This window comes from Janthinobacterium sp. GW821-FHT03A03 (assembly GCF_059421435.1).
Genome location: NZ_JBWKUZ010000003.1, coordinates 66,639 through 92,744, shown reverse-complemented (window position 1 = coordinate 92,744; position 26,106 = coordinate 66,639). Strand labels below are relative to the sequence as shown.

Genomic DNA, 26,106 nt, shown 5'->3' with positions numbered 1-26,106 from the left:
CGTTAGGCGTCGTCGCCGTAGACTGCGCTCCAGCCGAGACGCTCTTCCAGCCACTCATCCGCCTCGGACGAGTCCATCTGCAGCAGCAGCGCGCCCAGCCGCAGTTGGCCCTTGGCAAGCGCCAGCACGGCGAACACGGATTCGAGCATGACGGGGTCGAGCTGGCCCTGCAGGTCGCGCGCGGCGATGGCGGGCAGCTGCGCCCAGGCCGCCTGGTAGCTGGCGGCCAGCCAGTCCGGCAGCGGCGGATTGTGCTTGCGGTGGCGTTCCAGCTCGATCAGGGCGATGAGCGCATAGAAATCTTCCTCGCGCGCATAGGCGCCGCCCAGCATGTGGACGAGCTGGGGCACGGCCGCATACGAGGCGACACCCACGTCGCCCTGGTGGTGCAGCTCGTCCCACAGCTCATGCCAGACATCCTCGCCCGCCTGCATGGCCTTGAGCGCCGCGGCCACGTCGTAAGGCACGCGGTAGCCGCCTTCCAGGGTGGGCCAGATGGGATCGTCGAGTGATAGCAGCATGGGTTTCCTTCATGGAACAGTGCCCGCCTGGGCAAACGCGCACTATACAAGCACGCGGCGCACGCAGCGCGCATAGCCGTCAAGCGCGTGCGCATTTTGGTAGGCAACGCCCGTGTCGAAATCCTTGCACCAGGCTTCGTCTTCGCTGTCGCCCGGTTCGCTCGACCAGTGCCAGTTGGGGCGGAATGCGTCTTTCAAGGTCGCATACAGCAAGGTCTGCTCGCGCCGATCCGGCAGGCTGTGGCCCAGGCTGGCGGCCCAGTTGGATGCCGCTTGCCAGGACTGGTACTCCAGCTCGCACTCGTCCGGCAGCAGCACCAGGTGGTAGTCGGGCGCGCCATCCGCGCCGAGGATCAGGCCGGCATAGCGTTCGCCCTGCTGCAGGGGGACGGGCGCGGCGGCCGAGGGCGGCAGTTCGGCGCGGCGCACGGCACAGGCGCGGCCTGAGTAGGTCTTGCGAAAGTTGTACTGGGTGCCGTTGTCGAAATCGTGGCTCCAGGCCATGCGGGGCAGGATGGCGTCCGCTTCCGACGACCAGTACCACGCAGCGGGAAACGCGTGGCCCAGGTTGGCGTGCAGCAAGGCCAGTTCGCTGCGCGTCGGCAAACAGGCGCCGCGCGCCGCGGCCCAGTCCAGCGCCGCTTGCCAGGGCAGGGCATCGGCCTCGCCGGGCAGCAGGAACAGCTCGTAACTGGCGCCGCCATCCTGGCCAGGCATGACGCCCGCGTAGCGCTCGCCGGCAACGGCGCCCAGCACGCCCGGGCAATGCTCGAACCAGCCATCGTCTTCTTCCGTGGCAATAAACGCCGCGATCAGTGCTTGCTGCGTCGGCGGCGCGGCGGCCAGCAGGGTGTTGAAGCAATTAATCGCCGAAGCGTGGGGCGTGCCGGCGCCGTTGGCGATGCCGACGAGAAAGTCGCCTGCCCAGTCGGGCAAGGTGGCGATCAGGCGCGGCAGTTCCTGCAGCAGGGCGGCGCAATACGCCGTCTCGCCGAAGCGCCAGGCGGCGCGGCTGGCCGTCTGGTAGGCGCCGTAATCGTGTTCGGCTTGCACGGACTGAAAAATGGCCAGTGCGTAGTGCGCGCCTTCATTCCCCGTCAGCGCATCGAGCATGGCGCAGTAGCGCCGGAAACGCCGCTGGGCTTCCTCGGGCGGCATGACGGTGTCGTCATCCTGGACGACGTTACCCACAATTAATAATTCGGCTTTCCAGAGTTCAAAGGCTGTCGGCATCGGTGTGACTGGCGAGAGTGACGAAGGTGATTATTATGCCCGCGCCAGCCGTGTTTTAGCGTGCCGGTTGAACATGCTACAGTCCGCCTTTGCCGCCAGCCTGGCGCGGCCTTCCTGGATCACGTCGATGCCCACCTGGACTTCCCCGCCCCAACTCGTCGCCCTCGCCGCCTTCTATGCGCGGGCGCAAGCCCATCCTGAAACAATCAGTGACGCTGTCTTCCTGGCAAACGTGAAAGCTGCCCACTGGCCCACCAATTGCTGGAGTTATGTGGAAGCATCGTTCGCCATCATCGCCCCAGCCTGCCTGCTGCGTCCGCATCTGACCGCCGAGCTGATTGCATGCCCCATCGACGCCATGATCGCCGGTGGCCTCGAGGATGCGGGCGAGGTCATTGCAATCGGCCTGGACTGCGCCAGGCGCGACGCGCCGTATGTGGAGCTGAGCGAGGATGGCAGGCGCTGGCTGACGCAGCTGTGGCCGGGACTGGGGGAGGTGGTCGAGACCGTGTTCCGGGCCAGGCTGCAGGCGGCGCTGGCCGATGACGAGGAATAAGTGAAAGTCTTCGCGTGGCTGAATTGGCTACCTCAATATGCTGCATTATCAATCTTCGATAGAATATTCTGATTGCAATAATGTCGATCAACCAAGTAAGTGTTATTGTCTCAATGAAACTTACTTGTGGATGAATATATGGAATTTGAAGAGTGGATGATTTCCGAAGGTCTTTCGACATCAACCGCAGAAAAATACAGGAGTGCGATTGCTGGCCCTTTGACAACCTGGGCGCGAATGCACAGAATCGTTGAGGCGGACTCTTTGTATGAAATTGCCGATACGGATATTTTTGCATCTATTTCTGAGAAAATCGTAATCACGCCGGAGTTCGAAGATCGAAATTTACGTGGCCATGGTATGTACGCCGCGGCGTTGCGAAAGTATGCGGATTTTCTTGGCGAAACCTTGGCGGGGACCATAGTTGCAAATGGCCACTTTTCGAAGCAGATTTCTGCATTAGAGGTGACAGCTACTATACAGTCGGAATTTTGCCCTAAGGATCAGAATGATGCTCGTAACAAGGTGCTTCGTGAGATCGTTGTGCGGCGTGGGCAGCCGAAATTTCGGAAAGAACTCATAGAAGTGTATGGTGCCAAATGTGCGATCACAGGATGTGGTGTTTTACCAATACTTGAAGTGGCCCACATCACACCCTATCTCGGTCCAGCTACAAATCTCAAGAAAAATGGCATCCTTCTTCGTGCAGACATCCATTCGCTATGGGATTTGGGATTGATTGCGATTCATCCGCACGACAATAGCATCGTTGTAAACGAAAGTATTGCAGATGAAACTTATCGAGTGTTGCAAGGAAAGACTCCTTTTGTGCCGCATGCTGAGGATAGTAAGCCGTCTGTTGCAGCAATTTATCAACAGTGGGAATTATTTCAGAATAAATCTGAATGAACGTATCAGTACGTCCTGAATGGTCGGCTTTGCTTTTGTTTAACCGCGATTCAGTTTTATCATTTCGTGCATCTGCTTGAACATATCCCTATGTTTCGAGCGCTGTCCTTTCAATCTTCTGCAGATCAGCATCTTGCACTCACGCAGCATCCTCAGCCTCTTGACCCAGGATGATGGTTTACGTTAGGGTATACGTAATTACTTACATATATTCTGATCTCATGTCTTCCAACCTGCAAACCTATGGCTCGCTGATGCTGGCCAGCCGCCTGCGCCGTCTTTCCGATCAACTGTATGCGGGCGTCGATACCAGCTATCTGGCGGCCGGCGTCGAGCTGACGTCGCGCTGTTTCCCCTTGTTATTGCTGCTGCGCGACAACGGCCCTACGGCTATCACGGCCCTGGCCGCGCAGATCGGGCAGACGCATCCGGTGGTGGTGCAGCTGGGGCGCAAGCTGCTCGATGCCGGTGTGGTGCTGGAGCTGCCGGACGCCAGGGATGAGCGGCGCCGCCTGCTGGCGCTGTCCGACGCGGGGCAAGCCTTGCTGCGCAACATGGCGCCCCTGTGGGACGACGTGCGCGCCGCCGTCGACGCCGTGTTCGAACAGGGCACGCCGCAGCTGATGGCCAGCCTGGACCGGGCCGAAGCGCGCTTGCAGGCGCAAGGCTTCGGCGAGACGATCGCCGCCTGCCGGCGCCAGCGCGAGCGGGCCGCCGTGGAGATCATCGACTATGCGCCGCCGTTTGCGGCCGATTTCAAGCGCCTCAATATCGCCTGGCTGGAACGATACTTTTATGTCGAGGCGCTCGACGACCAGGTGCTGTCCGACCCGCAACGCTCTATCCTCGACGACGGCGGGCAGATTTTCCTCGCGCGTTTGGACGGCAAGATCGTCGGCACCTGCGCCCTGATCCGCGCCGGCGGAAACAGCATCGAGCTGTCGAAGATGGCCGTCACGCCCGCATGCCAGGGGCTGGGCATCGCGCGCCGGTTGATCGAACGGGCCTTCGACGCCTTCGAGGCGAGCGGCGCCAAGCTGCTGTTCCTGGAGTCGAACAGCAAGCTGGGGCCCGCCATCGGCCTGTATGAAAGCAGCGGTTTTACCCACGTGGCGCGGCCGGCCGGCGACGCCCATTACCAGCGCGCCGACGTCTACATGGAGTGGCAGGGCAGGTAGCACGCGCCAGGGCGCCACGCGGCGCTCCCCATCGGCCGTCTCCCGCGTTACAATACGTGCTCCCATAACGGAACCGTGGTTCCACTATCGAGAGACGCCGACGCCGCATGCCTTCCTTCCCGATGCCCTTCCCGCAGATGATCGTTCCACCGGAGCCCACCCAGGCGCGCAGCAAGCAGGCCTTCGAGCGCCTGCTGCTGGTGGGCGAACAGTTGCTGGCGGAAAACCGTTTCGATGAAATCGGCGTGGCCGACCTGGCCCGGCTGGCGGAAACCTCGGTCGGCACGTTTTACCGTTTATTGGGCGACAAGGACACCCTGAGCCGCTTGCTGCTGCAGCGTTTTTTTTCCGACATGGTGGAAAAGGTCGAGACCCTGACGGAGCTGCGCCAGTGGGAAGGGCGCAGCCTGGAGGAGTTCATCCGCGCCATGGTGGCCATGTTCGTGGCCGTCAACACGGGCCGGCGCGGCGTGCTGCGCGCCCTGATCACGCGCGCGTCGCAGGATGCACAATTCCGCGACAGGGTGCACCAGATCAATCATCTGATCTCGCAGCGCACGGTCGCCGTGCTGGCCAGCAAGTCGTCCAGCATCCGCCACCCGAACCCCACGCAGGCCATGATGGTCGTGCCGCCCGTGCTGCTGGGCATACTGAACCAGCATACCTTGACGGGCTCGCTATCCTTTTTGTCGGGCGCGGCGCTCGAGGATGAACTGGTGCGTGTTGCTTTGAATTACCTGACTTCAGATATTTAGCGATTTAACTTGAAATCGGAATTCGGATTCCGTATTATGTTTTCCAACAGCAGGAAAACATATTCCTGCACCTGAACACAAAGCATGTTCAACAGCAAGGAGACAGAATGCGGCGTCACACGACATCCGATGTTCCATTGCATTACCTCGACCTGGGCAAGGGGCAGGGAGATCCTGTGTTTTTGCTGCACGGCCTCGGCTCCTGCGCCGCAGACTGGCGCCCGCAGATCGACGCCCTCGGCACAAGCTACCGCCTGATCGTGCCCGACCTGCGCGGCCATGGCGCCAGTCCCGCGCCAGGCGGCGACTGGCAGATCGGCGACTTCGCCAACGACCTCTTCAACCTGATGGACCAGCTCGACGTGGCGCGCGCGCACATCGTCGGTTTTTCCCTGGGCGGCATGGTGGGCCTGGAAATGGCCAACCGCGCCCCTGGCCGGGTGGCCAGTTTGTGCCTGATCAACTCGCAACCGTTCCAGGGCAGCAAGCCCGCCTCGCTGCTGTTTGCCTACTGGCTGCGGCGCACGGTGATCGCCACCGTGGGCTTGAGGCCCATGGGCAAGATTATCGGCAAGAAACTGTTTCCCGATCCGCCACAGCAGGCGCTCGTCGAGCGTTTCGCCGCGCAGATGGCGGGCATGGACAAGCGCGCCTACCTGGCCGCCCTCGACGCCATCTTTCACTGGGATATCGACATCCATTTCCAGGCCCTGGCCATGCCCGTCCTCATCATGGCGGCCGACCAGGATTACACGCCCGTCGCCAGCAAGCGGGCCTTTGCCGCACAGATTCAGCATTGCGAGTTTGAAATCATCGCGAACTCGCGCCACGCCACGCCCCTGGACCAGGCGCAGCGTGTGAATACCTTGTTGCAGTCCTTCCTCGCCATACATTCAAAATAAACAGGCCGCTTGCCGCAGGGGCAGGGGGCCGGGAATCAGCCATCGCAGGACGGGTGCACGCTTTTTGCGCGCCGGTATCGTTACGTCTTGTGATTCTGCAAACCGGCCGTCCGCCAATGTTGCCAGCGAGCATGAAAAACATGGAGACGCTATGAAACTTGCTTTGAACCCCTTATCCGCTTCCCTCGCCCTGGCCGGCGCCTTCAGCTTTTCCACCCAGGCCCTGGCGCAGGAGGCGGCCGCGCCTGCCGCCGCCAGCGCCCAGAGCGCCAGCGAAGCCAGCGACGCGAAAGAACGCATGGACACCGTCACCGTTTCCGCCCGCCGCCGCGAAGAGCGGCTGCAGGACGTGCCGCTGGCCGTCACGGCGTTTTCCGCCAAGGCCCTGGAACGGGCGAATATCCAGAACCTGGCCGACCTGCAGGAGCGCGTGCCGAACCTGACCGTGTACGCCTCGCGCGGCACGAATACCACCTTGACGGCCTTCATCCGCGGCGTGGGCCAGGCCGACCCCGTCTGGGGCGTGGACCCGGGCGTGGGCATTTATTTCGACGACGTCTACATGGCCCGGCCGCAAGGCGCCCTGCTCGACGTGTTCGACGTGCAGCGCATCGAAGTGCTGCGCGGCCCGCAAGGCACCCTGTACGGCAAGAACACCATCGGCGGCGCCATCAAGTATATTTCGCGCCCGCTGGCGAAGGAAAACGGCGCCTCGGCCGAAGTGGGCCTCGGCAATTACAATCAGCGCAACTTCAAGGCCGCCTTCAACGTGGCCAACGAGAGCGGCACCTGGCGCGCGCGCCTGGCCGCCGCCAAGCTGGACCGCGACGGTTTCGGCCGCAACACGTTTAACGGCGAACAGGTCAGCAACCAGGACAGCACGGCCGCGCGCCTGTCCGTCGGCTATTTTCCGCAGGACATCCCGCTCACCGTTGTGCTGAGCGTGGACGCCACCGATGACGAATCCGGCGTGCGCGGCTTCCAGCGCATGGGCGTGAGCGCTTTCGACCCGCTCAAGCGGCCCGCCAGCACCAGCGCCTACGATATCGAGAGCGGCATGCCTGGCCACAACTTCACGCATAACCGGGGCGGTTCGCTGGTGGCCAACTACACCTTGTCGAACGACTGGTCCGTGAAAGTGATCGGCGCCCGGCGGCACAGCACCTCCGAGCAAACCATCGACTTCGACGGCTTGCAGCAGCCTATCGCCGACGTCTTCGGCGATTCGCGCGACGAGCAGAAAAGCCTGGAATTGCAGGCCTCGTACAGCGGCGACTACGGCGCCGGCGTGATCGGCCTGTACCGCTTTGAAGGCAAGGCCGGCGGCGGCATCTACAACAACTTCCTGGGACGCCAGTTCACGGCCGCCGTCAGCACGGTGGAAACGGACAGCACGGCGCTGTACACGGACTGGACCTGGCCGCTGGGCAAGGTGTGGAGCATCAACGCGGGCTTGCGCCACACGCGCGAGGACAAGCGCGCCATCGTACTCAACCGCGCCTTTGCCGACGTGGGTTTCACGCGGCCCATCCAGACGGCGGCCGACTTCGACAAGTCCTTGTCGGTGAGCAATACCTCGCCGAAAATCTCCGTGCGCTATGAAGCGTCGAAGACGACGAATTTCTACAGCAACCTGTCGCGCGGCTTCAAGTCCGGCGGCTACAACGTGCGCGCCAACAACCTGGTGGTACCCGATTCCGCGCGTCCCTACAAGGACGAAAAACTCGACGCGCTGGAAGTGGGCATGAAGTACGCGGCGCCGGACGACACTTTCGACGCCAACGTGGCCCTGTTCTACAACCGCTACAAGGATATTCAATTGTCCGTCTTCACCAGCTACGTGCAGCCGGGCGGCGTGCCGGGCTTCTATGGCGACTTCACGAATGCGGGCAAGGGCACCGTCAAGGGCGCGGAGTTCGAATTCTCGTGGCGGCCGAACCGCCAGTGGGAAGTCAACGGTTTCCTGGCCCTGCTCAATGCCGGCTATGACGAGTTCATGAGCGGCGGCAAGAACATTGCGGATACGCAAAAGTTCAGCAATACGCCGGCCCGGCAAGCGGGCTTGAACGTGACGCGCACGGACCGCGGCGTGTTCGGCGGCGCGCTGCGCAGCATGGTCGGCTATGGCTATCGCAGCAAGGTCTACCCGACCACGGACTTGAGCGAAACCCTGGCGCAGGGCGGCTACAGCATCTGGACGGCCGGCCTCGTGTGGGAAGCACCGAAGAACTGGACCTTCAGCCTGCACGGCAGCAATCTGGGCAACAAGCGTTACCGCACGGATGGCTACAACATTCCGGCCGTGTTCATCCTAGACGGTTTCTATGGCCCGCCGCGCCAGATTATCGCCAAGGCAGGCTACAAATTTTAAGGGCTTGTAGAAGTACCGGCTTGATGTGTATCAAGCCGCTTCGTTGTCGCTGTTTTCGTCGTGAATAATAATCAGGAGACTGGCATGGCACATCTGCATCAGCAACTGCGTCACTTGTTATCTGCACTCATCGCCGCCTGCGGCTTGCTGGCCGCGCTGCCGGCTGCCGCCGGGCAGTGGGATTTCGGCCTGTATGCGAGTCTGTGGGGCTCGCGCGAATACCAGGTCTGGCTGCCGAGCAATTACAATCCGAATACCCCGCTGCCCGTGGTGCTGATGCTGCACGGCTGCGGTTCCGAGCCGAACAGCATGGCTGCCGTCAGCCGCTACAACGAGCTGGCCGACCGCGAGAATTTCATCGTCGTCTACCCGCGCCAGAACGTCACGGCCAACCCCATGCGCTGCTGGAATTTCATGTTGCCGCTGAACCAGGAGCGGGGCACGGGCGAGCCGGCCGTGCTGATGGGCATCTTGAACAAGGTCAAGGGCAAATATGCGGTGCAGGACAGCCGCGTGTACGTGACGGGCATCTCGGCCGGCGGCGCCATGGCCTCCATCATGGCCGCCTGTTACTCCGACGTCTTCGCCGCCGTGATGGTGCATTCGGGCGGCATGTACAAGGGCGCCATCGGCATGATTACGGCCGCCGACTCGCTGTTCAACGGCAGTTCCTTTGACCCGAAGGTGCGGGGCAAGGATGCGTGGCGCTGCTCCGGTTCGCCGCGCCGGCTGATGCCGACGATGGTGTTCCACGGCACGGCCGACATCGTCGTCAACCCCGTCAACGGCGAGCAAACCATCGAGCAATTCCTGCAGACCAGCGATTACGGCGACGATGGCCTCGACAATGACAGCGTGCGCTACCGTGCCGACAGCATCGTGCGCCAGACCGTGCCTTACGGCCGCAGCTATTCCATCGACACGTATCTGCATAACGGCGCCGTCATCGCGCAAAAGTACACGGTCGAGGGCATGAACCACGCGTGGAGCGGCGGTCCTCCGGGCTGGCCCTTCAGCGATGAACTGGGCCCGGACGCCACTGTCATCAGCTGGCATTTCTTCAGGAATTACCAGCGCTGATGCCGTGAGGAAATTGCAGCTTGTACAATGGGGCGCGGCGATTGCGCCCCATTTTTATGCCTGTGAAAGATCCCATGCCCGCTTGCCGTTTGCCGTCCTGTCTTGCCCTTGTATTGCTGTCCGCCTGCGCCGGCGGCGGCCCGTCCGCGCCATCGGCTGCCTACACGCAAGCGTTCGAGCGTGCGGCCCAGCAAGACAGCATGCGCAGCGAGTGCGACTGGAACGTGCGCTATGCACCCGTCGCACCCAAGGACGCCAGCGTGGCGCAATTGCAGGCCATCGCCACGGCGCGCCTGGCGGTCCTGCAACTGGCGCCCGCCTGGACCCTGGCCATGCCCGCCAGCGAGGCGCAGCCGTTTACCGACTCGGCGCAAGACCGTGCCGGCCTGCAATTGCTGCTCAGCATCGTGCTGCCGGCCATGGAGCGCTACCCGGCCGGCGTCTTCGCGCGCACGGGCTTGCGCCGCGTCGTGCTGGTGAAGGACTTGAGCGTGGATGGCCAGCGCCGCCTGGCCATGCCGGCGCCGGACATCGACAGCGTCGTCTACGTCGACAACCTGCTGGCCGCCCTGTGTCCATCCGGCATGGAATTGCGCGTACACCACGAGTACTACCACTTCATCGAACACCGGCTGTTCAACGATTTCTATTACCGCGACCCCGCCTGGCTGGCCCTGAATCCGCCCGGCACGGCCTACGGCCAGGGCGGCGCCACGGCCTACGGCAAGGGTTTCCAGAACCTGGGCCACCCGCAGCCCGCCCTGGTGAGCCTGTACGCCGCCTACGGCCCCGAGGAAGACAAGGCGGAGGTGTTCGGCTGGATGATGACCCCCGCGTATGCGTTGCGGCTGCAGCAGTGGACGGCATTCGATCCGGCCTTGCTGGCGAAGCGGCAATTGTTGCTGGATGTATTGCGCAGCAAGACAGATTCTTACTAAATATCAAGTCTGTTTCGCTTTCGCCACCTTGCGCACCTGCTGACAGGCCGTCCGCCCGGCATTTTCTGGTAACTATATAATCGGCGCTTGGGCGATACCCGTCCCTGAACGTCGATTGAAGGAATGCCATGCCAGGATATTTCATGCGCTCTGTCGCGCTTTTTACCGTATCGGCCGTATACCTCTCAGCCAGCGCCGCCGAGGCCGTGGCGGTGGATGCGCAGCAGCGCGCGTCCTTGCTGGCATTTTATGCGCAGCAATATCCGGGCGAACCGGCGGCGCGCACCGTGTTCGAGAGCGTACCCATCGTGGGGGGACGTGGCAGCGAAGTGGTGGGCAGCGTGGAAACGCCGCCGTATCGCGGGCATGGCGCGCTGTGCCGCACGCAGCGCACCAAGTTCGTGCTGCACGGCACCGGCTGGCAAGAGGCGGGCATGGAATACTTCGCCTGGCTCGACCGTGGCGCGTGCCGCCCCGTGGCCGAACCCGTGCGCATGTTGCAGCGGATACCCGATGTGGAACTGGAAGGCGTCTTGCTGTACCAGAAGCCGCTGCTGGAACGGGCGCGATTATTGATGGCGGGTAACACGGCCTGCGCACCGCTGCGCGCGCTGAAATTTTCGCTGGCGGCCGTCGACGTGGGCGCCGCCGCGCCGCGTGCCGAGGAGCGCTATGCGCTCGTGTTCAAGAGCGACCGCGGCAGCTACGCCCGCATCTGGCTGCGCAAGAGCGGTGCCCAGTATGACGCCTGGAATGTCACTTGCCCTCCAGTGCTGTAGACTGCTCGCCCTTTGCCCGATTTTACTTTTTGACTGTTGCAACCATGAACGAAAATTCCACTTCCGCCCGCAGCTGGGGCACCATCGTCACGCATAGCGACGAGATGGCCATCATCTACCGCTACGTCGACGCCTTCCATGACGACTGGGATTTGTCGTCGCAGCCGGACCGCATCATCATCGCCTGGCGCTATGAGGATGAAACGGGCATGCCCGCGCCGAACGAGCGCGAGCATATGGAAGAGCTGGAAGCGGCGCTGGCGCCCGTGGTGGAAGAAGAGGGCTTCGCCACCCTGGCGCTGGTATCGACGGGCGAAAACTTGCGCGAATGGATTTATTACACGCAGTCGGGCGAAGAATTCTTCAACCGCCTCAACACGGCCCTGGCGCCGCGCCCGAAGTTTCCGATTGAAATCCGCAGCGCGGCCGATCCCGCCTGGTCGACTTATGCGGGCTTCATGGCCGCCCTGCCGAAGTAATTACACCAGCGCAGCCGTCACGATGCGCGTGGCGGCCGTGATGATGTCCTGATTCGTGTCCGCGTTTTTCTGTTCGCGCGTGTAGTACACGGCGATGAGCAGCGGCGCGCCGCCGGGCGGGTAGGCGACGCCGATGTCGTTGACGCTGCCGTAGGCGCCCGAGCCCGTTTTATCGGCCACCTGCCAGCCGGCCGGCACGCCGGCGCGGATGCGCTTGTCGCCCGTCGTGTTGCCGCGCATCCAGCTATCGAGCTGCTGGCGCTGCGGGGCCGGCAAACTATTTCCCAATAACAATTGCTGCAAGCTGTGCGCCATCGACGCGGGGCTGGCCGTGTCGCGCACTTCGCCGGGGATGGCACTATTCAATTCCGTTTCCCAGCGCTCCAGCTGGAATACCGTGTTGCCGATGCTGCGCGCAAACGCCGTCACGGCTTGCGGCCCGCCCAGTATTGTCATCAGGAAATTGGCTGCGCTATTGTCGCTGTACTGCAAGGTGGCGGCGCACAGGTCCGCCACGCTCATGCCGTCGGCCAGATGCTTTTCCGTGATGGGCGAATAGGTGACCAGTTCCTTTTTCTCGTAGCGCACCTGCTGTTCCAGCAAGCCCGGCTGGCTGGCGCTGCGGGCCAGCACGGCGCCCGCCAGCATCGCCTTGAAGGTGCTGCACAGGGGGAAGCGTTCGTCGGCGCGGTAGGCCACACGCTGCTCGCTGCCCTGGCGCCAGGCGGCAACGCCGAGGCGTCCGCCGGCGACCTGTTCCAGCGCGGCCAGCTGAGTTTGGGCGGCGGCGATGCCGGTGGCGGGCGCGGCAAACAGCAGCGGCGCCGGGCACAGCAGGGCGGCGCCGCTGGCCAGCAGGAGGGTGCGGCGAACGTGGTTCGGGGAGTCAGTCATGGTCTGTCGCTATGTTTGGAGTGGAAAGGGTGGCCAGCAGTTCGCCGATGGCATGCAGGTTGGCCGGCTTGGTCAGATGGTGGTCGAAGCCTGCCGCGCTCGATTGACTGCGGTCGTTTTCGGCGCCCCAGCCCGTCAATGCGACGAGCACGGCAGCTGCGCCGGCCGCTGTCCGGCGCAGCGCGCGCGCCACTTCGTAGCCGTTCATGCCGGGCAGGCCGATGTCGAGGAATATGACGTCAGGCAAGAATTGCGGCGCCACGGCCAGCGCCTGCGCGCCGTCGTGGGCCACTTGCGTGGCATGGCCCATCATGTCGAGCACGGCCGCCAGGGTCTCGGCCGCATCGACATTGTCGTCCACCACCAGCACGCGGAAGTGGGGGGCGGCGGCGCTGGCGGGGGCGACCGTCGCGGCGGGTGTTTGGGCTTCCTCTGCCAGCAGCGGCAGGCGCACGCTGAAGGTGCTGCCCAGGCCGGCGCCGGGACTGGCCGCCGTGGCGCTGCCGCCATGCAGCTCGGCCAGGCGCCGCACCAGCGACAGGCCGATGCCCAGCCCGCCCTGGGCGCGGCCCATGTTCTGGCCCACCTGGGTGAACATGTCGAACACGGTGGCGATCGATTCGGCGGGGATGCCCACGCCGCTGTCCTTGACCTCGATCAATGCTTCGTTGCCGTCGCGTACTGCGCGCAAGGCGATGTGGCCGCCGGCCGGCGTGTACTTGGCGGCGTTGTTGAGCAAATTGCCCAGCACTTGCGCCAGGCGCGTGGGGTCGGCGTCGAGCGGCAGCGGCTCTTCAGCAAGTTGCACCTGCAGCTGGTGGCGGCTCGCCTCGATCAGCGGCATGCTCGTTTCCACGGCGCCGGCGATGATGGTTTTCAAGTCCGTGCGTTCCAGCCGCAGTTCGATCTGCCCGCGCGTGATGCGGGCCACGTCCAGCAAGTCGTTGACCAGGTGCACCATCTGATTGACTTGCCGCTCCATCACGTCGCGCACTCTCGCCACGGTGGCGGGCTTGTCGGCAGCCAGGCGCATGATCTGCAAGCCATTGCGGATGGGCGCGAGCGGGTTGCGCAGTTCGTGCGCCAGGGTGGCTAGGAATTCCGTCTTGCGCCGGTCCATTTCGGACAGGTTGTCTGCCAGCTGGCGCAACTGCTGTTCCGAGCGCTTGCGTTCGCTGATATCGCTGAACAGCACCGTCAGCAGGCGGCTGCCGGGGCCGCCCAGGCGCGCGGCGAAGACTTCGAACCAGCGCTCCATGGCCACGGCCTCGTTTTCGTAGCGCACGGGCTCGCCAGTCTTGACGACGTGGTCGTACAGGTCGAACCAGTGCTGGTCGTGCTCGGGCACGAAGCTGCGGATGGTCTTGCCGATGGCATTGTCCAGGCCCGACTGCTTGACGAAGGCGGGGTTGCCTTCCAGGTAGCGGAAATCCACGGGACGGCCATGCTCGTCGTACAGCATTTCAATGACGCAAAAAGCCTGGTCCATCAGTTCGATCAGGGTGCGGTAGCGTTCCTCGCTGCTGCGCAGCGCGTCTTCCACCTGTTTCTGGCGCGTGATGTCGAGCAGGACGCCGGGCAATTGCAAGGGCGTGCCGTCCGGCGCATAGTCCACGCGCCCCCGCGCGATGACCGAGCGGTAGCGGCCGTCGTGGTCGCCGATGCGGTAGCTCGCTTCGAAAGGCGCATGCGCGCGCACGGCCTGCTCAATCTGCGCGCTGACTCGCTCACGGTCATCGGGGTGGATGATGTCAAGGTAGCGCGCCAGCGGCGCCGCCGTGGCCGCGCCGGCATTGACGGGGAACAAGCGCGCCATGTTGTTGTCGGCAGTCACGCGGTCAGCGACGATATCCCAGTTCCACGTGGCCACTTCGCCGGCCGCCAGGGTCAGGCGCAAGGTTTCCTCGTTCTGCTTGCTGGCCGTCAAGTCGAGCGAGATGCCGGACAGGGCGATGACATTGCCGGCGCCGTCACTGGCGCAGGTGCCGCGCATGTGCGCCCAGTGCAGCGAGCCATCGGCCCAGCGCACGCGGATTTCGACCTCGAAATCGCTGGCGCTGGCGATGGCCGCGTGCACCGCCGTCTGCCAGTGCTGCAGGTCGCCGTCGAGCATGGCCCCCGTCAGTTGCGCGTAATCGATGTTGCTGGCGGGCGGCAGGCCCAGATTGGCCTTGAACGCGTCGGAGCAGCTCATGCTGCCGCTCCCCAGGTCGATTTCCCACGTGCCCATGCGGCCGCCCTGCATGGCCAGGCGCAAGCGTTGTTCCGTCTGCCGTTGCTGCGTCACGTCGCAATGCGAGCCCAGCCATTCAACGATGCTGCCGTCGGGCGCCAGCACGGGCAGCATGCGCACGATGACGTTGCGGTAGCTGCCGCTGACGTGGCGCAGCCGGTATTCCGCTTCGAACACGGTCGTCAGATGCGATGGCATGACATAAGGCAAGTTGCGGTCGTCCGGATGCAGGGCATTGAGCCAGCCGCGGCCCAGCAGTTCGGCTTCCGTCTGGCCCGTGAAGGCGCGCCACGAGGGCTGGTCGGCATCGAACTGGCCGAAGGTTTTCGTGCTCCAGACGATGTCGCAATGGGCGCCCAGCAGCATATGCGCGGCCCGGGCGGCGGCGGGAGAAGTGGGCAAGTCGTGGCTATGCAGGCTGGGTTCTGGCATGGATAGGGTACGTAATGGTGCGGCGCGCCGCCGCTGCACCGGGATGTGGCAGCACGGCTGGGTCAGGTACGGCGATATTACAGTCAAATCTCCGCCCGGGGGTGTCCTTCAGGGACCGCGTCGCCGCTTTGCGGAAATCGCGGCGCCCGGGCTGGAAAACGCGAATACAGCAAGGTCTCGTCCATATTGTGGCTGAATAACCACTAGTCAGCCTTGAATGTTGGTGAATAAATATTTTACATAACAATATTCTTGCCGTGCATAAGCTGCTTGAATTAAATTGGCGCCTTACTTAAAAGTTGGTGTTCATCAGACATCCCAGAGATGCGGCCGGAACCGCTGTCAACTTGAGTGACAGCCAGGACAGAGCCAGTGACGCCGAGAGCGGGGGAACATCCGCTCGCGCTGCTGCACTGTGATGGTGCAAACGATCGTCCAGCGCCGTATATAACCGGGAGACAGGTTGCAAGAAAGACAGATTTCGCAATTCTTTTTTTAAACTTCTGGGAAACCACATGATCAAGATGTCCAAGATGCACCAGCGTTTGTGCGCCAAAAGCGCTGCAATGCTGGCACTGTCCGCTGCCTTGCCTATCGGCTCGGCTTACGCTGATGAAGTCGCTGCTGATACGGCCCCTGCCGCCAGCCAGCTGGAAACCGTGACCGTCACGGCGCAGCGCCGCAAGGAAAATATCCGCGACGTGCCCGTCTCCGTGTCGCTGCTGCGCGACGAGAAGCTCGACGTGCTGGTCTCCGGTGGGCAAGACATCCGCGTGCTGGCCGGCAAAGTGCCGAGCCTGAACGTGGAATCGTCGAACGGACGCACCTTCCCCCGCTTCTACATCCGCGGCTACGGCAATACCGACTTCAACATCTTTGCATCGCAACCTGTTTCCCTGATTTACGACGACGTCGTGCAGGAAAACCCTATTCTCAAGGGCTATCCGATTTTCGACGTGGCCGGCGTGGAAGTGCTGCGCGGCCCGCAAGGCACCTTGTTCGGCCGCAATACGCCGGCCGGCGTGGTCAAGTTCGAATCCGTCAAGCCGAAGCTGGACAAGGTTGAAGGCTATTACAACGTTTCCGCCGCCACGCACAACACGACCAACTTCGACGGCGCCGTCAACGTGCCGCTGAGCAAGGAATGGGCGCTGCGCGTCTCGACCCTGCGCCAGCACCGCGACGATTACGTCGACAACACGTTTACGGGCCAGAAGAATGCGCTGGACGGCTACAACGAACATGCGGAGCGCGTGCAACTGCTGTACGCACCGAACACCACGTTCAACGCCCTGTTCAATGTGCACCAGCGCAACACCACGGGCAGCGCGCGCGTGTTCTACGCCAACCTGATCAAGCAGGGCACGAACGACATCGTCGACGGTTTCGACCCGAAGAAATCGTTCACGAATGCGCCGAATTTCCAGCGCCTGCGCACCAACGGCGCCAGCGCCCGCCTGAGCTGGGACCTCGACGGTATTAAACTGTACTCGATCACCGGCTTGGAACAGGTCGGCAATTATGTGTCGCACGGCGACATCGACGGCGGCACGCCGAACGGCCTTGGCCCGACCAGCCCCAACTTCATTCCTTTCCAGGTTGAAACGGCTGGCGGCATTACCAGCGTGAAACAATACTCGCAGGAATTCCGTGCCGAATCGAAGAATGCCGGCCCGTTGAACTGGCAGGCTGGCGTGTACTATTTCAACGAAGATGCCAACGGTTTTACCGACAACTTCGACACCGACACGCATGTGCTGACCACGCACCTGGCCAGCCGCCAGAAGAACTCGGCCTGGGCAACGTTTGGTTCCGTGAACTACGCCGTCAACGATGACTTCATGCTGCGCGCCGGCTTGCGCTACACCAAGGACAAGAAAGATTTCAACACGGTGGAAGCGACCAACATCGTGCAGGTCAACCCGACCAGCGCCGATGTCAGCAAAGCCAAGGTCAACTGGGACCTGAGCGGCACCTATAAATACAACAAGGACGTGAATTTCTACGGCCGTATCGCCACCGGTTTCCGCGCGCCAAGTATCGCCCCGGCCAGCGACAAAGTATCCGTGACGGTGGCCGATGCGGAAACCATCACCTCGTTCGAAGCGGGCGTCAAGGCCGACCTGTTCAACCGCCGCGCCCGCGTGGCGTTCAGCGTGTACGACTACCAGGTGAAAAACCAGCAACTGACGGTGGTCGGTGGCACGTCGAACGTGACGCGCCTGATCAATGCGGCCAAGACGAACGGCCGCGGCGCGGAACTGGAACTGGAAGGCTTTGTCACGCCGAGCCTGAAGATGTCGCTGGGCGGCAGCTACAACTTCACGGAAATCAAGGACCCGAGCCTGTCGATCGCCACCTGCGACAAGACGCGCTGCACGGTGACCGATCCGATCAACGCTGCGAACCGCGCCGTCATCGACGGCAATCCGTTGCCGCAAGCGCCGAAGTGGACGATCACCGCCACGGGCCGCTATTCGATCCCGATGGAAAACGGCGAATTCTTCGTCTTCACGGACTGGGCTTACCGCAGCAAGATCAATTTCTTCCTGTATGAGGCAACCGAGTTTACCGGCAAGCCGATGGTCGAAGGCGGCTTGCGCGTCGGTTATACCTGGGATGCCGGCAAGTATGAAATGGCCGTTTTTGGCCGCAACATCACCGACACCCAGCGTATCACGGGCGCCATCGACTTCAACAACCGCACGGGCTTCATCAATGAGCCACGTCAATTTGGCGTGCAATTCAAAGGCAACTTCTAATTGCCTGATGCCTGGCGCCGGCCCTTGCGGCTGGCGCCTGCTTCAACCCGCCGACGGCTCGCGCCGCGGCGGGTTTTTTTATGCCCGCTCAGGAAGGCGCGCCAGCCGCTGCGCCCAGGCGGGAATGGCTTGCCGCCAGAAGTCTTCCACGTTGTCGGCACGCACGTCGAGACCGAGGAAGCGGGCGGCCGGCAGCAATGCCGACGCCAGCAGTTCGGCCGCACCGGTGCCCGTGTCGAAGGCGAGGGCGCCCGTCTGCTTCGACAGTTTCTCGCCGCTGTCATTGACGACGACGGGCACGTGCAAGAAGCCCGGATGGGGCAAGCCCAGCACATCCTGCAGATACAGCTGGCGCGGCGTGGAGTCGAGCAAGTCCGCGCCGCGCACCACCTGCGTGACGCCCTGCGCGCCATCGTCGACCACCACGGCCAGCTGATACGCCCAAAAACCGTCGCCGCGCAGCACGATGAAGTCGCCCACTTCCTTGGCCAGGTCCTGTTGCTGCGGCCCCACCCAGCGGTCCGTAAAAGAGTACACCGCATCGGCTCCCTGCGGCACGCGCAGCCGCCAGGCCCGCGCCGCCTTGCCCGGCGCCAGGCCATGGCGGCAGGTGCCCGGATACACGGCGACGCCCCCCTTGGGCGCGCCCGCTTGCAGCACCGAATCCTGGATCTCCTTGCGCGAACAGCCGCATGCATACACGAGGCCGTCGTCCTGCAAGCGCTTGAGCGCCGCCTCGTACAGCGGCAGCCGCCGGCTCTGCCACGTCGCCTCGCCATCCCAGTGCATGCCGCAGCGCCGCAGGCTGGCCAGGATGCTCGTATCGGCGCCCTCGACATTGCGGTCGTAGTCCAGGTCCTCGATGCGCAACAGCCACGTACCGCGATGCACCTTGGCATCGAGATAGCTGGCCATGGCGGCAACAAGCGAGCCCATGTGCAGGGGACCGGAGGGGGAGGGGGCGAAGCGGCCGATGTAGGGGGAGGGCATACGGAGAACTGTTGATTCTGTATAGTTGTGGCGCGATTTATGGATGACTTGTTATTGGCTGCAATGCAGGCAGTGGCAAGTATCGTTCAGAGTATATGTCAAGTCAAATGCATTGCTAATTTTTACTACTTAAATGAGTAATTTATTAATATTTCTAGGGGATGGATAATACGTCGTATTGATCGCGGGTTTTTTGATGGGCATCGTGGAATTATTTTTTTGAAATGGCGGTTTCTATGACGGAAATTACATGTTTTATCCCGTTGGTGATGGCTGATTTGTTGTTGATGTACTTATCCTTCATTTTCTTTAGTATTTCAATATTTGCAATTTTTTCTATGTCCATGTCAATTGCATTCGCTACATTGTGATCAATGTTCGTTTCATCTAGAATTTTTATTATTATTTCTATCGTATTTTCAATTTGTTTTTTGTGTAAATAAAATTCGGCAACTAATAGTCGAATTTCGCCTGATTTATTTTTAAGTAATTCATTTTCAATGCTTTTGATGTCATTATTTTCTGATTTAAATAGTGCGTAACATATTGCGTAATTTAAACTATGTGAAACGGTTGAATATTCTTCGAAGTTTTTTATGGATTGTATTTCTTTCTTGGCTAATTTCAGTAATTCGCTATTTTTATTTCCTTTTAATGCGATTAGCCAGAGTATTTCTTTTTTTCTTGCGCTTGTGTTTTTCTGATTGATTTGTTTAAATATTTCATTTAAGTGTTCATCTTCCAATGTTTTTTCGTTGGATGATCTTGATAGATCCTCCAATTCAATTACTCCACCTTTTTTTATGATGTCTAATATTTTTGAATTTATTGATTTTTTCATTTTCCCAATATTCCATTTTTAATTTCAATGTGCATAGCTTTGTAGTCACCGGCTGCGGCTGGTTTTCCAGTGTCATCACATAACTTTGCTCCAGAGATTTTTGGCGGGGCATAATTTCCGTTGGTTACGCTAGATGTCGGAACAATTTCCTTGTGGGCATGAGGTACTTCATCTGCATTTCCTAGTGGTATAGCGCGTTTTTCAGCTGGGTCAATGCGCACTGCTGCTGTATTTCCATCTGGTAGGTTCTTTGTCCAGACTTGCCCTCGTTTATTGGATCCTGAAGGGTTAGTTCTGGAACCCACCATGGTGTAACCTCTTCTCCGTAAAATTTTTCTTATATCACTTGGAAGCATATTATTCAATGCTGGTAAGTTTTTTATTTCGTCTACGGCGCTGGAAATGATGACTCTGCATTTTGCCAGTCCTAATGGGTCGCTCCACTGAATAGGATTTGTTGCATATGCGTAGCCATTCAGTCCACCTAGAATGCCGATAGGATCTTGACTAAGATAGCGTCCGCAATCAGGCTCATAGTACCGATACCGGTTGTAAAACAGCCCCGTTTCCCCATCTTCATACTGCCCCTGAAACCGCAGCGGCTGCTTGATTTCTCCCTCGACGTGCAGTAGGCGTCCCCATGCCTTGTAGCGCCCGCTCCAGACCACGTTGCCTTGCGCATCCGTCAGCTCGCGCGGCGTGCCCAGGTGGTCGCAGTGGTAGTGGGTGATGTGGTCGTGTACTGCCGCGCCGTCGGCTGCCGCTTGGATGTGCTGCCATGCGGAGACATGCAGTGCTTCGGTATCCGCTTGTTCTTGCGCAATCGCCGCTTGCAGTTCGGCATCGTCCCGGGTGGCGGGTAAATCCCACTGCGCCAAGCGTGGCCGGTGTACGGCGTTTGCCTGTCGGCAGGCTGGCGAAGCGATTCTGGCCAGCGGCACGAAGCTGTCCGGCTCGTACAGTTATGTGACTGTCTCTTCCTGCCCAAGTTCCTGTGCAAGCGTGTCGCCATCCCAGATGAAGAAGGTGGTGGTGGCGCTCGTGCGGGCGGGCTGGTCTTTGCTGATGTCTTGTTGCTTGCTCCAGCGTGCTTCTTCTACCCGCTTGGCGATGCGACGGCTGAAGGCGTCATAACAGTAGCGGGCGCGGTGGCGCGACTGGCGTTCCGTCCTGCTGGCGTGGCTGAGGCGGTTTTCGGCGTCGTATTGCAGTTCCAGGTCGCTCCAGGCCGACTCCCTGCCCGGCGGATGGAAGCGCTTGCCGGTGGCGTTGCCTTGCTCGTCGTAATCGTAGTCGGCATCGCCATAGTTGTTCACGACGTTGCCGGGTGCGGGAGCCTTGTCGATCAGATTGCCAGCGGGGTCGAAGGCGAACCGTTCCGCCAGGCCCGGCTGCACGGCGGCCAGCAGCTGGCCGACGGGATCGTAGGTATAGCTGAGTTTGCCAAGCGGGCCGGCAGTGGTGGCGCCCGTTTGAACGATGGTGGTCAGGTTGCCTTGCGCATCGTATTCGAAGCGGCGTTCGCGCACGGGGGCGGGTGCGTCGGCGCCGCGCGCCAGGGTCAGCTGGGTGAGCCGCGATTGCGGATCGTACTGGCGCGTGGCGAGCAGGCCGCTGTTGCCCAGAGTGCGCTGTTTTTCGCGGTGCAGTTTGTCGCGCTCGACATCGACCACGGTCTGGCCTTGCCACAGCACGCCATGCCAGTGGCCGGAACCGTAGCGCAGCGTGTCGATGCGGCGGCCGTTCGGCAAAACCGTCTGGATACGGTTGCCCAGTTCGTCATAGGCGTGCGTCATGGCAAAGCTGGCATCCGGCACGCGCGGGGCGTTGGGCAGCCTGCCGGCGTCGGGCAGGGATTGCAGGAAATATGCGCTGCGCTCTTCGGTCAGCTGGCCCAGCGCATCGTGGACAAAGCGCTGTTCGGCTTGCGGCGCGGATACGGCTGTCAACCGCCCCAGCGCATCGTAGGCGTAGCGCACCACGCCGTCCGCCGTGGTCTTGACGGATAACAAACCGAGCGCGTCGCGCAGCAGCTGCGTGCGCTGGCTGCCGCACTCGGTGGCGGTGAGGTTCCCGGCCTGGTCGTAGCTGTATTGCGTGCGCTTGCCGTCGAAGCCCGTTTCCGACGCCAGCCAGCCTTCCGTGTGATACGCGAGCCGGTAGCTTTCGCCCTTGGCGTTGATCAATTCCGTCAGTTGCAGCGCGGCATCGTAGCGGTACTGCACCGTCTGGCCGATGGCGTCCGTGCGCTCCACGGGCAAGCCCTGGCCGTTGTAGCGGTAGCGCGTCTGCTGGCCGGCGGCACCCACGTGCGAGACCAGATTGCCGTCCGCATCGTAGGCGTAGTGTTCCCGTGTTTTGTCTGGTGCGATGAGTCCGGTCAGGCGGCCGAGGCCATCGTATTCATAGCTGCTGACGTGGCCCATGGCATCGCGTGCCGCCGTCAATCTTCCCTGCTTGTCGTAGCTGTATTCGCTGGTGTGGCCGGAGCAATCCGTATAGGCGGTGAGCAAGCCCTGGCGGCTGTACTGGAAATGCTTGCTGCCGCCCCTGGCGTCGACCAGTTCCACCAGCTGGCCGCGCTGGTCGTAGCGGTAGCACGTGACGTGGCCCAGCGCATCGGTGATGCTGACGGGGCGGCCTGCCGCATCGTATTCGCGGCGTGTGATATTGCCCAGCGCATCCGTGAAGGCGACGGGCTGGTTCTGGCCGTCGTAGTCGATGTTGCTGCCGTGCCCCTTGGCATCGGTGCTGCGGGTCAGGTTGCCGGCGGTATCGTAGGCGTAGCGCGTGGCGGCGCCGTTGGCGTCGATATCGGCCAGCAGCATGCCATCGCGGTCCCATTCACGCTGGCCCAGCGAGGCGGCCTTGCCGTCGATCACGCGGCGCACTTCGGTGACCAGCCAGTTGGCGTCGAAGGTGTATTCGAGGACGCCGCCGTTTTCCGTGACGTGGCTCGTGTCGTTGTCCACGTAATCGATGCGCGTGTGCTCGCTGCCATCCCGGGCGCGCGTGGCGATGGCGCGCGCCTGGTAGCTGTTGGCCACGGTGACGGGATGGCGCTGCGCCAGTTCCTGTTCGCTCAATGGCGAGCCGCGCCAGCGGGCGCGCAGCGCGTCCAGGCTGATCCATTCCAGTTCGTACGTAAAACCCGTGTAGCTGCTGCACGACGTGAGCAGGTGGTGGCGATAGCTGTAGCGGCGCGTGTCGCCCAGGGCATTCGACTGGCTGACCAGGTTGTAGCGGGGCGCGAAGGGCGGCTGGCTATCGTCTGTTTCGCTGGCATAGGCGTAGCGGACATGGCAGAGCCGGCTGCCGTCCGCCAGCGCTTCGTCAACCCGGCCGATGCTGCAGGACAGTTCTGTCTCTCCGCGCATGGCTTCGAGCACGCTGCCATCGTCGCTGCGCAGGCGCAGCAGCACTTCGCCCGGCTTGGCCTCCATGACGCGGTCGATGCTGACGCCGCGTCCATCGCGCCCTTCGCTGCGCACGAGCGCAAAACGCTGCGCGGCAATCGGCGCGGACGGGGCCAGCATGGCGTTGACGCCGTCGTAGCCGTGCGGCAGCCAGCCGCCTTCTGCGCGCGCGTAGCGGTCGCTGCTGCCGTCGCGCCACAGCACGGTAAAGGTGTCGGCGCCGTCGCGCGTGAGCGAAAAACCTTCCTTGCGGCTGTCGTGCTGCTGGCCCGGTGCCAAGCCAGGAAGGCGCAGGGCGCGGCCGCTGTCGTCGTGAAACACGATGCCGGCTTCGCACAGCGACAGGCTGGTGGTGTAGGGCGTGGACCAGCGCGCGCCCAGCAAGCCCCAGTCTTCGCATTCGGCGCCGGAGCGGTAGCAGCGCGTCCAGGCGATGGGGATGCTGCGCTCGAGCGCGAAATCCGTCTGGTACAGGATTTCCTGGCCCGTGCCGAAATGCACGGGCTTGCGGCCCTTGACGGGTTTTTTCGCCGGGCCGCTATCCTTGGGACAGCAGTCGGACGGCGGTTCCGATTTCGGCTCCTTCTTGCCACGGCTCTTGCCGTCGTCGCCGCCGTTTTTCGGGGGAGGTTTGTCGAGTTTTGGCGGCGGCTTGTCCGGTTTCTGGCCGACCAGCTTGTCCTTGACCTTGTTGATGGTCGGTGCCGCTTTCTTGCCGAGAAACTTGCTCAGTATTTTTCCGCCGGGAATCTTGCTGAAGACTGCCGCTTGCAATACGTTGCCGGCGACATTCATGCCGATGTCCGCAGCGGTGCTCAGTAGATCCGGTGTCTTGCCTGTCAATATGTAATCGGCCGCCTGGTCGAGCACCGTGGCAGAGGCTTCCACTGCCGTTCCACTGGCAACGGTCGCCGTGCCGGCAACGGCGCCTGCTGCCGCTCCCGCTTCCATCGCGGCGGCAACGGGGGCGCCCACTCCCGTTGCCGCCACGCCAACGCCAGCCACGCCCAATACGGCGCTGCCTGTCAGGACGGTGCCGCCCGCGTCCACCAGGTCTTCGGCGGCGCCATGCATTTTCTTGGAGCCATGATCCTTGTAGTCTTGTGCCGCCTCCCGTATCGCCGCCTTCAGTTCCTTGAGCACGGGCTTGGCCGCCTCCGCGCCCCGCTCATAGATCTTGCCCACGGTATTGCGCGAATTCATCCATACTTCGCGCCCCATCTGCACCAGGCTGGCGCCGTTGGCGCGGTGGATGGGGCTGGCGACCTTCGTGTCGACCTGCTTGCCGACGGTGCCGCTCTTGATGCCGCCCGCCTTGCCGGCCGCGTCGCCCTTGACGGTGGGAATGGTGCTGCGCTGGTGCAGGATGACGGGCTCGCTGTGCGACTTGACGTTGGGCGAGGCGTTTTGTGCTTCCGCAAATTCACCGATGATGTTGTAGGGAATAGGGGGCGTGCTGGAGCCGACGGGCGTCTTGCAAATGTCGGGGCTGAGGCTGACGCAATAGAAGCGCGAGGCTTTGGTGACGGTTTCATTTGTCATTGTTTTGACCTTGCCCGGCCGCCTTGCCCAGTGCTTCCTGGGCCTGTTCCAGCAGTGCTATGCGTGCGATCTGCGCCGGCTCCATCACGTGCAGCAGGCGCGACGCGACCTGGCCCGCGTCGGCCGGCACGATGGCGCGCCACACCAGTTCCACGCTGGCCGCTTCAGGGGCGATCAGCACCGTATCGATGGCCAGGCGCCAGACGAGCAACTGATCGTTCTTGTCCGCCAGTAGCAGGCACATCACTTGTTGGGGCAGGGCGAAGCGCAGCACGGTGTTGCCGCGCGGGTCGATGCGGGCCGACGGATGGTCGTGGCGGCACAGATTGGTCAACGTAAATTGCTCCAGTCCCGCCAGGTGCGGGCATTGCTGGTCGGGCGGCGTGCTGTTCCAGTACGCGAAATCGAAGTCTTCCGGTAACAAGGGGACTTCGTCGGCACCCCATGTGTCTTTTTCCACGATGTGTCCGGCCAGTGCGCGGCGCGGCAGCCAGCCTCGGCCGATAGCGGCCAGCCCCGCCGGCGCGGGAAGCTCCTTGCCGCCCGCGCCTTGCCAGAACTGGGCGGCCGTGCACGGCAGCGACGGCTGCGTGATGCGGGGGGCGGGCACCTCATCGATATGTTTTCCATCCAGATACCAGTGCCGCGCAAAACCGAGCCCCAGCGGATTGGCCTGGCAGGAATCGTGCTTCGCCGCGTTGCAGTCGTCGGCCTCGATACGGCATTGCCCGCCATAGGCGCAGGCGTAGTGCAGCGGCAATTGCAGGAACGGTTCAGGCGTGGACAAGTACCACGGATTGGGCCGCAGCAAGCCCGCCGTGGCAATGCGGGCGCAGCCTTGCGCCAGGCGCGTCAGGATGGCTTTCTTGCGGAAGGCGCGCTCGCCGCACACTTGCAGGGTCTTGTCGATCAGGCTCTTCTTTTCCGACCGCACCTTCAGGTTGACGAGAAATTGCGGCATTGCCTGCCCGCGCGGCGCGTGCGCCATGCCATTGACGATCACGTCGCAGCGCGGCTTGTAGGGCGCGAAGTCGCTCTCCTGCACGGTGCCTGCCTGCGTGTCGCCGTGCAGGTGCCGGTCTTCCGTGGCCAGCGGCGACTGGCGCGCCATGGGCAGCAGGCTGGCCACGCCGTCCGCGCCGCAGGGACCGAAGGTGTAGCCCATGCGCGCCACCACCACGTGAAAGGCTGCGCCGAATTGATCAACCATGTCGAACTGGCTGGCCGCGTGCGGCGTGCGGTTGTCGAACAGCAGGTTGGGGATGTTGAAATGGGCGGTGCCGGCGTCGTTCATC

20 protein-coding genes are annotated in these 26,106 nt (G+C 62.2%); 11 read left to right on the top strand and 9 right to left on the bottom strand.

Features of this window, described 5'->3' with window-relative positions; genetic code table 11:
• Positions 1 to 2: 2 nt before the first annotated feature.
• Together AC07VI_RS10020 and AC07VI_RS10015 are read right to left on the bottom strand one after the other, a co-directional pair.
• Positions 3 to 521, bottom strand: coding sequence for a hypothetical protein (locus AC07VI_RS10020; protein ID WP_086145009.1), 519 nt, complete (start codon positions 519 to 521; stop codon positions 3 to 5).
• Positions 522 to 563: 42 nt separating this feature from the next.
• A complete protein-coding gene (locus tag AC07VI_RS10015; RefSeq protein WP_492992765.1) occupies positions 564 to 1,712 on the bottom strand; it encodes an Lcl C-terminal domain-containing protein in 1,149 nt (382 codons plus the stop codon).
• A gap of 115 nt (positions 1,713 to 1,827) precedes the next feature.
• Here AC07VI_RS10015 and AC07VI_RS10010 point away from each other — a divergent pair, with 115 nt between their 5' ends.
• The 10 genes from AC07VI_RS10010 (at position 1,828) to AC07VI_RS09965 (ending at position 11,701) form a co-directional block, all read left to right on the top strand.
• Positions 1,828 to 2,310: a hypothetical protein gene (locus AC07VI_RS10010; protein WP_492992767.1), complete on the top strand. Its 483-nt coding sequence runs from the start codon at positions 1,828 to 1,830 to the stop codon at positions 2,308 to 2,310.
• A 138-nt stretch (positions 2,311 to 2,448) separates the two neighbouring features.
• Positions 2,449 to 3,219, top strand: coding sequence for an HNH endonuclease (locus AC07VI_RS10005; protein ID WP_492992769.1), 771 nt, complete (start codon positions 2,449 to 2,451; stop codon positions 3,217 to 3,219).
• Positions 3,220 to 3,440: 221 nt separating this feature from the next.
• Positions 3,441 to 4,397 (top strand): bifunctional helix-turn-helix transcriptional regulator/GNAT family N-acetyltransferase, encoded by a 957-nt coding sequence (locus AC07VI_RS10000; protein ID WP_099374697.1) that lies wholly within the window; start codon positions 3,441 to 3,443, stop codon positions 4,395 to 4,397.
• A 107-nt stretch (positions 4,398 to 4,504) separates the two neighbouring features.
• Positions 4,505 to 5,152, top strand: a complete 648-nt coding sequence (locus tag AC07VI_RS09995; RefSeq protein WP_492992771.1) for a TetR/AcrR family transcriptional regulator — start codon at positions 4,505 to 4,507, stop codon at positions 5,150 to 5,152.
• A gap of 107 nt (positions 5,153 to 5,259) precedes the next feature.
• Positions 5,260 to 6,054 carry an alpha/beta fold hydrolase gene (locus tag AC07VI_RS09990; protein ID WP_492992773.1) on the top strand — a complete coding sequence of 265 codons (795 nt, stop codon included), beginning with the start codon at positions 5,260 to 5,262 and terminating at the stop codon, positions 6,052 to 6,054.
• A gap of 151 nt (positions 6,055 to 6,205) precedes the next feature.
• On the top strand, positions 6,206 to 8,425 hold the full coding sequence (locus AC07VI_RS09985) for a TonB-dependent receptor (protein ID WP_086145014.1): 2,220 nt from the start codon (positions 6,206 to 6,208) through the stop codon (positions 8,423 to 8,425).
• A gap of 84 nt (positions 8,426 to 8,509) precedes the next feature.
• Positions 8,510 to 9,505, top strand: a complete 996-nt coding sequence (locus AC07VI_RS09980; protein WP_086145015.1) for an extracellular catalytic domain type 1 short-chain-length polyhydroxyalkanoate depolymerase — start codon at positions 8,510 to 8,512, stop codon at positions 9,503 to 9,505.
• A 74-nt stretch (positions 9,506 to 9,579) separates the two neighbouring features.
• Entirely contained in the window at positions 9,580 to 10,443 is an 864-nt protein-coding gene (locus AC07VI_RS09975) for a hypothetical protein (RefSeq protein WP_492992776.1), read from the top strand.
• A 143-nt stretch (positions 10,444 to 10,586) separates the two neighbouring features.
• Entirely contained in the window at positions 10,587 to 11,222 is a 636-nt protein-coding gene (locus AC07VI_RS09970; protein WP_492992777.1) for a hypothetical protein, read from the top strand.
• A 44-nt stretch (positions 11,223 to 11,266) separates the two neighbouring features.
• On the top strand, positions 11,267 to 11,701 hold the full coding sequence (locus AC07VI_RS09965; RefSeq protein WP_076567214.1) for a DUF695 domain-containing protein: 435 nt from the start codon (positions 11,267 to 11,269) through the stop codon (positions 11,699 to 11,701).
• Here the strand turns inward: AC07VI_RS09965 and bla are convergent, their stop codons facing one another.
• Entirely contained in the window at positions 11,702 to 12,595 is an 894-nt protein-coding gene (bla, locus tag AC07VI_RS09960) for a class A beta-lactamase (RefSeq protein WP_086145018.1), read from the bottom strand.
• Positions 12,588 to 15,260: a hybrid sensor histidine kinase/response regulator gene (locus AC07VI_RS09955; protein ID WP_492992780.1), complete on the bottom strand. Its 2,673-nt coding sequence runs from the start codon at positions 15,258 to 15,260 to the stop codon at positions 12,588 to 12,590. Before AC07VI_RS09955 ends, bla begins: the two co-directional genes overlap by 8 nt.
• A 515-nt stretch (positions 15,261 to 15,775) precedes the next feature.
• Here AC07VI_RS09955 and AC07VI_RS09950 point away from each other — a divergent pair.
• Positions 15,776 to 18,022 (top strand): TonB-dependent receptor, encoded by a 2,247-nt coding sequence (locus tag AC07VI_RS09950; RefSeq protein ID WP_086145020.1) that lies wholly within the window; start codon positions 15,776 to 15,778, stop codon positions 18,020 to 18,022.
• A 78-nt stretch (positions 18,023 to 18,100) separates the two neighbouring features.
• Here the strand turns inward: AC07VI_RS09950 and gluQRS are convergent, their stop codons facing one another.
• From gluQRS to AC07VI_RS09925, 5 genes are all read right to left on the bottom strand, one after another.
• A complete protein-coding gene (gene gluQRS / locus AC07VI_RS09945; protein ID WP_413465899.1) occupies positions 18,101 to 19,057 on the bottom strand; it encodes a tRNA glutamyl-Q(34) synthetase GluQRS in 957 nt (318 codons plus the stop codon).
• A 166-nt stretch (positions 19,058 to 19,223) separates the two neighbouring features.
• Entirely contained in the window at positions 19,224 to 19,853 is a 630-nt protein-coding gene (locus AC07VI_RS09940; protein ID WP_492992782.1) for a hypothetical protein, read from the bottom strand.
• Positions 19,850 to 20,794, bottom strand: coding sequence for an RHS repeat domain-containing protein (locus AC07VI_RS09935; RefSeq protein WP_492992784.1), 945 nt, complete (start codon positions 20,792 to 20,794; stop codon positions 19,850 to 19,852). Before AC07VI_RS09935 ends, AC07VI_RS09940 begins: the two co-directional genes overlap by 4 nt.
• A gap of 21 nt (positions 20,795 to 20,815) precedes the next feature.
• The gene (locus AC07VI_RS09930) at positions 20,816 to 24,811 is read right to left on the bottom strand and encodes a PAAR-like domain-containing protein (RefSeq protein WP_492992786.1); all 3,996 of its coding nucleotides are present in this window, start codon (positions 24,809 to 24,811) and stop codon (positions 20,816 to 20,818) included.
• Positions 24,801 to 26,105 (bottom strand): DUF2169 family type VI secretion system accessory protein, encoded by a 1,305-nt coding sequence (locus tag AC07VI_RS09925; RefSeq protein ID WP_086145023.1) that lies wholly within the window; start codon positions 26,103 to 26,105, stop codon positions 24,801 to 24,803. Before AC07VI_RS09925 ends, AC07VI_RS09930 begins: the two co-directional genes overlap by 11 nt.
• Between the last annotated feature and the right edge of the window lies 1 nt (position 26,106).

Coding starts and splice junctions, on each gene's coding strand:
- AC07VI_RS10020 (WP_086145009.1), bottom strand. CDS start 521: ATGCTGCTATCACTCGACGATCCCATCTGGCCCACCCTGGAAGGCGGC.
- AC07VI_RS10010 (WP_492992767.1), top strand. CDS start 1,828: ATGCTACAGTCCGCCTTTGCCGCCAGCCTGGCGCGGCCTTCCTGGATC.
- AC07VI_RS10005 (WP_492992769.1), top strand. CDS start 2,449: ATGGAATTTGAAGAGTGGATGATTTCCGAAGGTCTTTCGACATCAACC.
- AC07VI_RS10000 (WP_099374697.1), top strand. CDS start 3,441: ATGTCTTCCAACCTGCAAACCTATGGCTCGCTGATGCTGGCCAGCCGC.
- AC07VI_RS09995 (WP_492992771.1), top strand. CDS start 4,505: ATGCCTTCCTTCCCGATGCCCTTCCCGCAGATGATCGTTCCACCGGAG.
- AC07VI_RS09990 (WP_492992773.1), top strand. CDS start 5,260: ATGCGGCGTCACACGACATCCGATGTTCCATTGCATTACCTCGACCTG.
- AC07VI_RS09985 (WP_086145014.1), top strand. CDS start 6,206: ATGAAACTTGCTTTGAACCCCTTATCCGCTTCCCTCGCCCTGGCCGGC.
- AC07VI_RS09980 (WP_086145015.1), top strand. CDS start 8,510: ATGGCACATCTGCATCAGCAACTGCGTCACTTGTTATCTGCACTCATC.
- AC07VI_RS09975 (WP_492992776.1), top strand. CDS start 9,580: ATGCCCGCTTGCCGTTTGCCGTCCTGTCTTGCCCTTGTATTGCTGTCC.
- AC07VI_RS09970 (WP_492992777.1), top strand. CDS start 10,587: ATGCGCTCTGTCGCGCTTTTTACCGTATCGGCCGTATACCTCTCAGCC.
- AC07VI_RS09965 (WP_076567214.1), top strand. CDS start 11,267: ATGAACGAAAATTCCACTTCCGCCCGCAGCTGGGGCACCATCGTCACG.
- bla (WP_086145018.1), bottom strand. CDS start 12,595: ATGACTGACTCCCCGAACCACGTTCGCCGCACCCTCCTGCTGGCCAGC.
- AC07VI_RS09955 (WP_492992780.1), bottom strand. CDS start 15,260: ATGCCAGAACCCAGCCTGCATAGCCACGACTTGCCCACTTCTCCCGCC.
- AC07VI_RS09950 (WP_086145020.1), top strand. CDS start 15,776: ATGATCAAGATGTCCAAGATGCACCAGCGTTTGTGCGCCAAAAGCGCT.
- AC07VI_RS09940 (WP_492992782.1), bottom strand. CDS start 19,853: ATGAAAAAATCAATAAATTCAAAAATATTAGACATCATAAAAAAAGGT.
- AC07VI_RS09930 (WP_492992786.1), bottom strand. CDS start 24,811: ATGACAAATGAAACCGTCACCAAAGCCTCGCGCTTCTATTGCGTCAGC.
- AC07VI_RS09925 (WP_086145023.1), bottom strand. CDS start 26,105: ATGAACGACGCCGGCACCGCCCATTTCAACATCCCCAACCTGCTGTTC.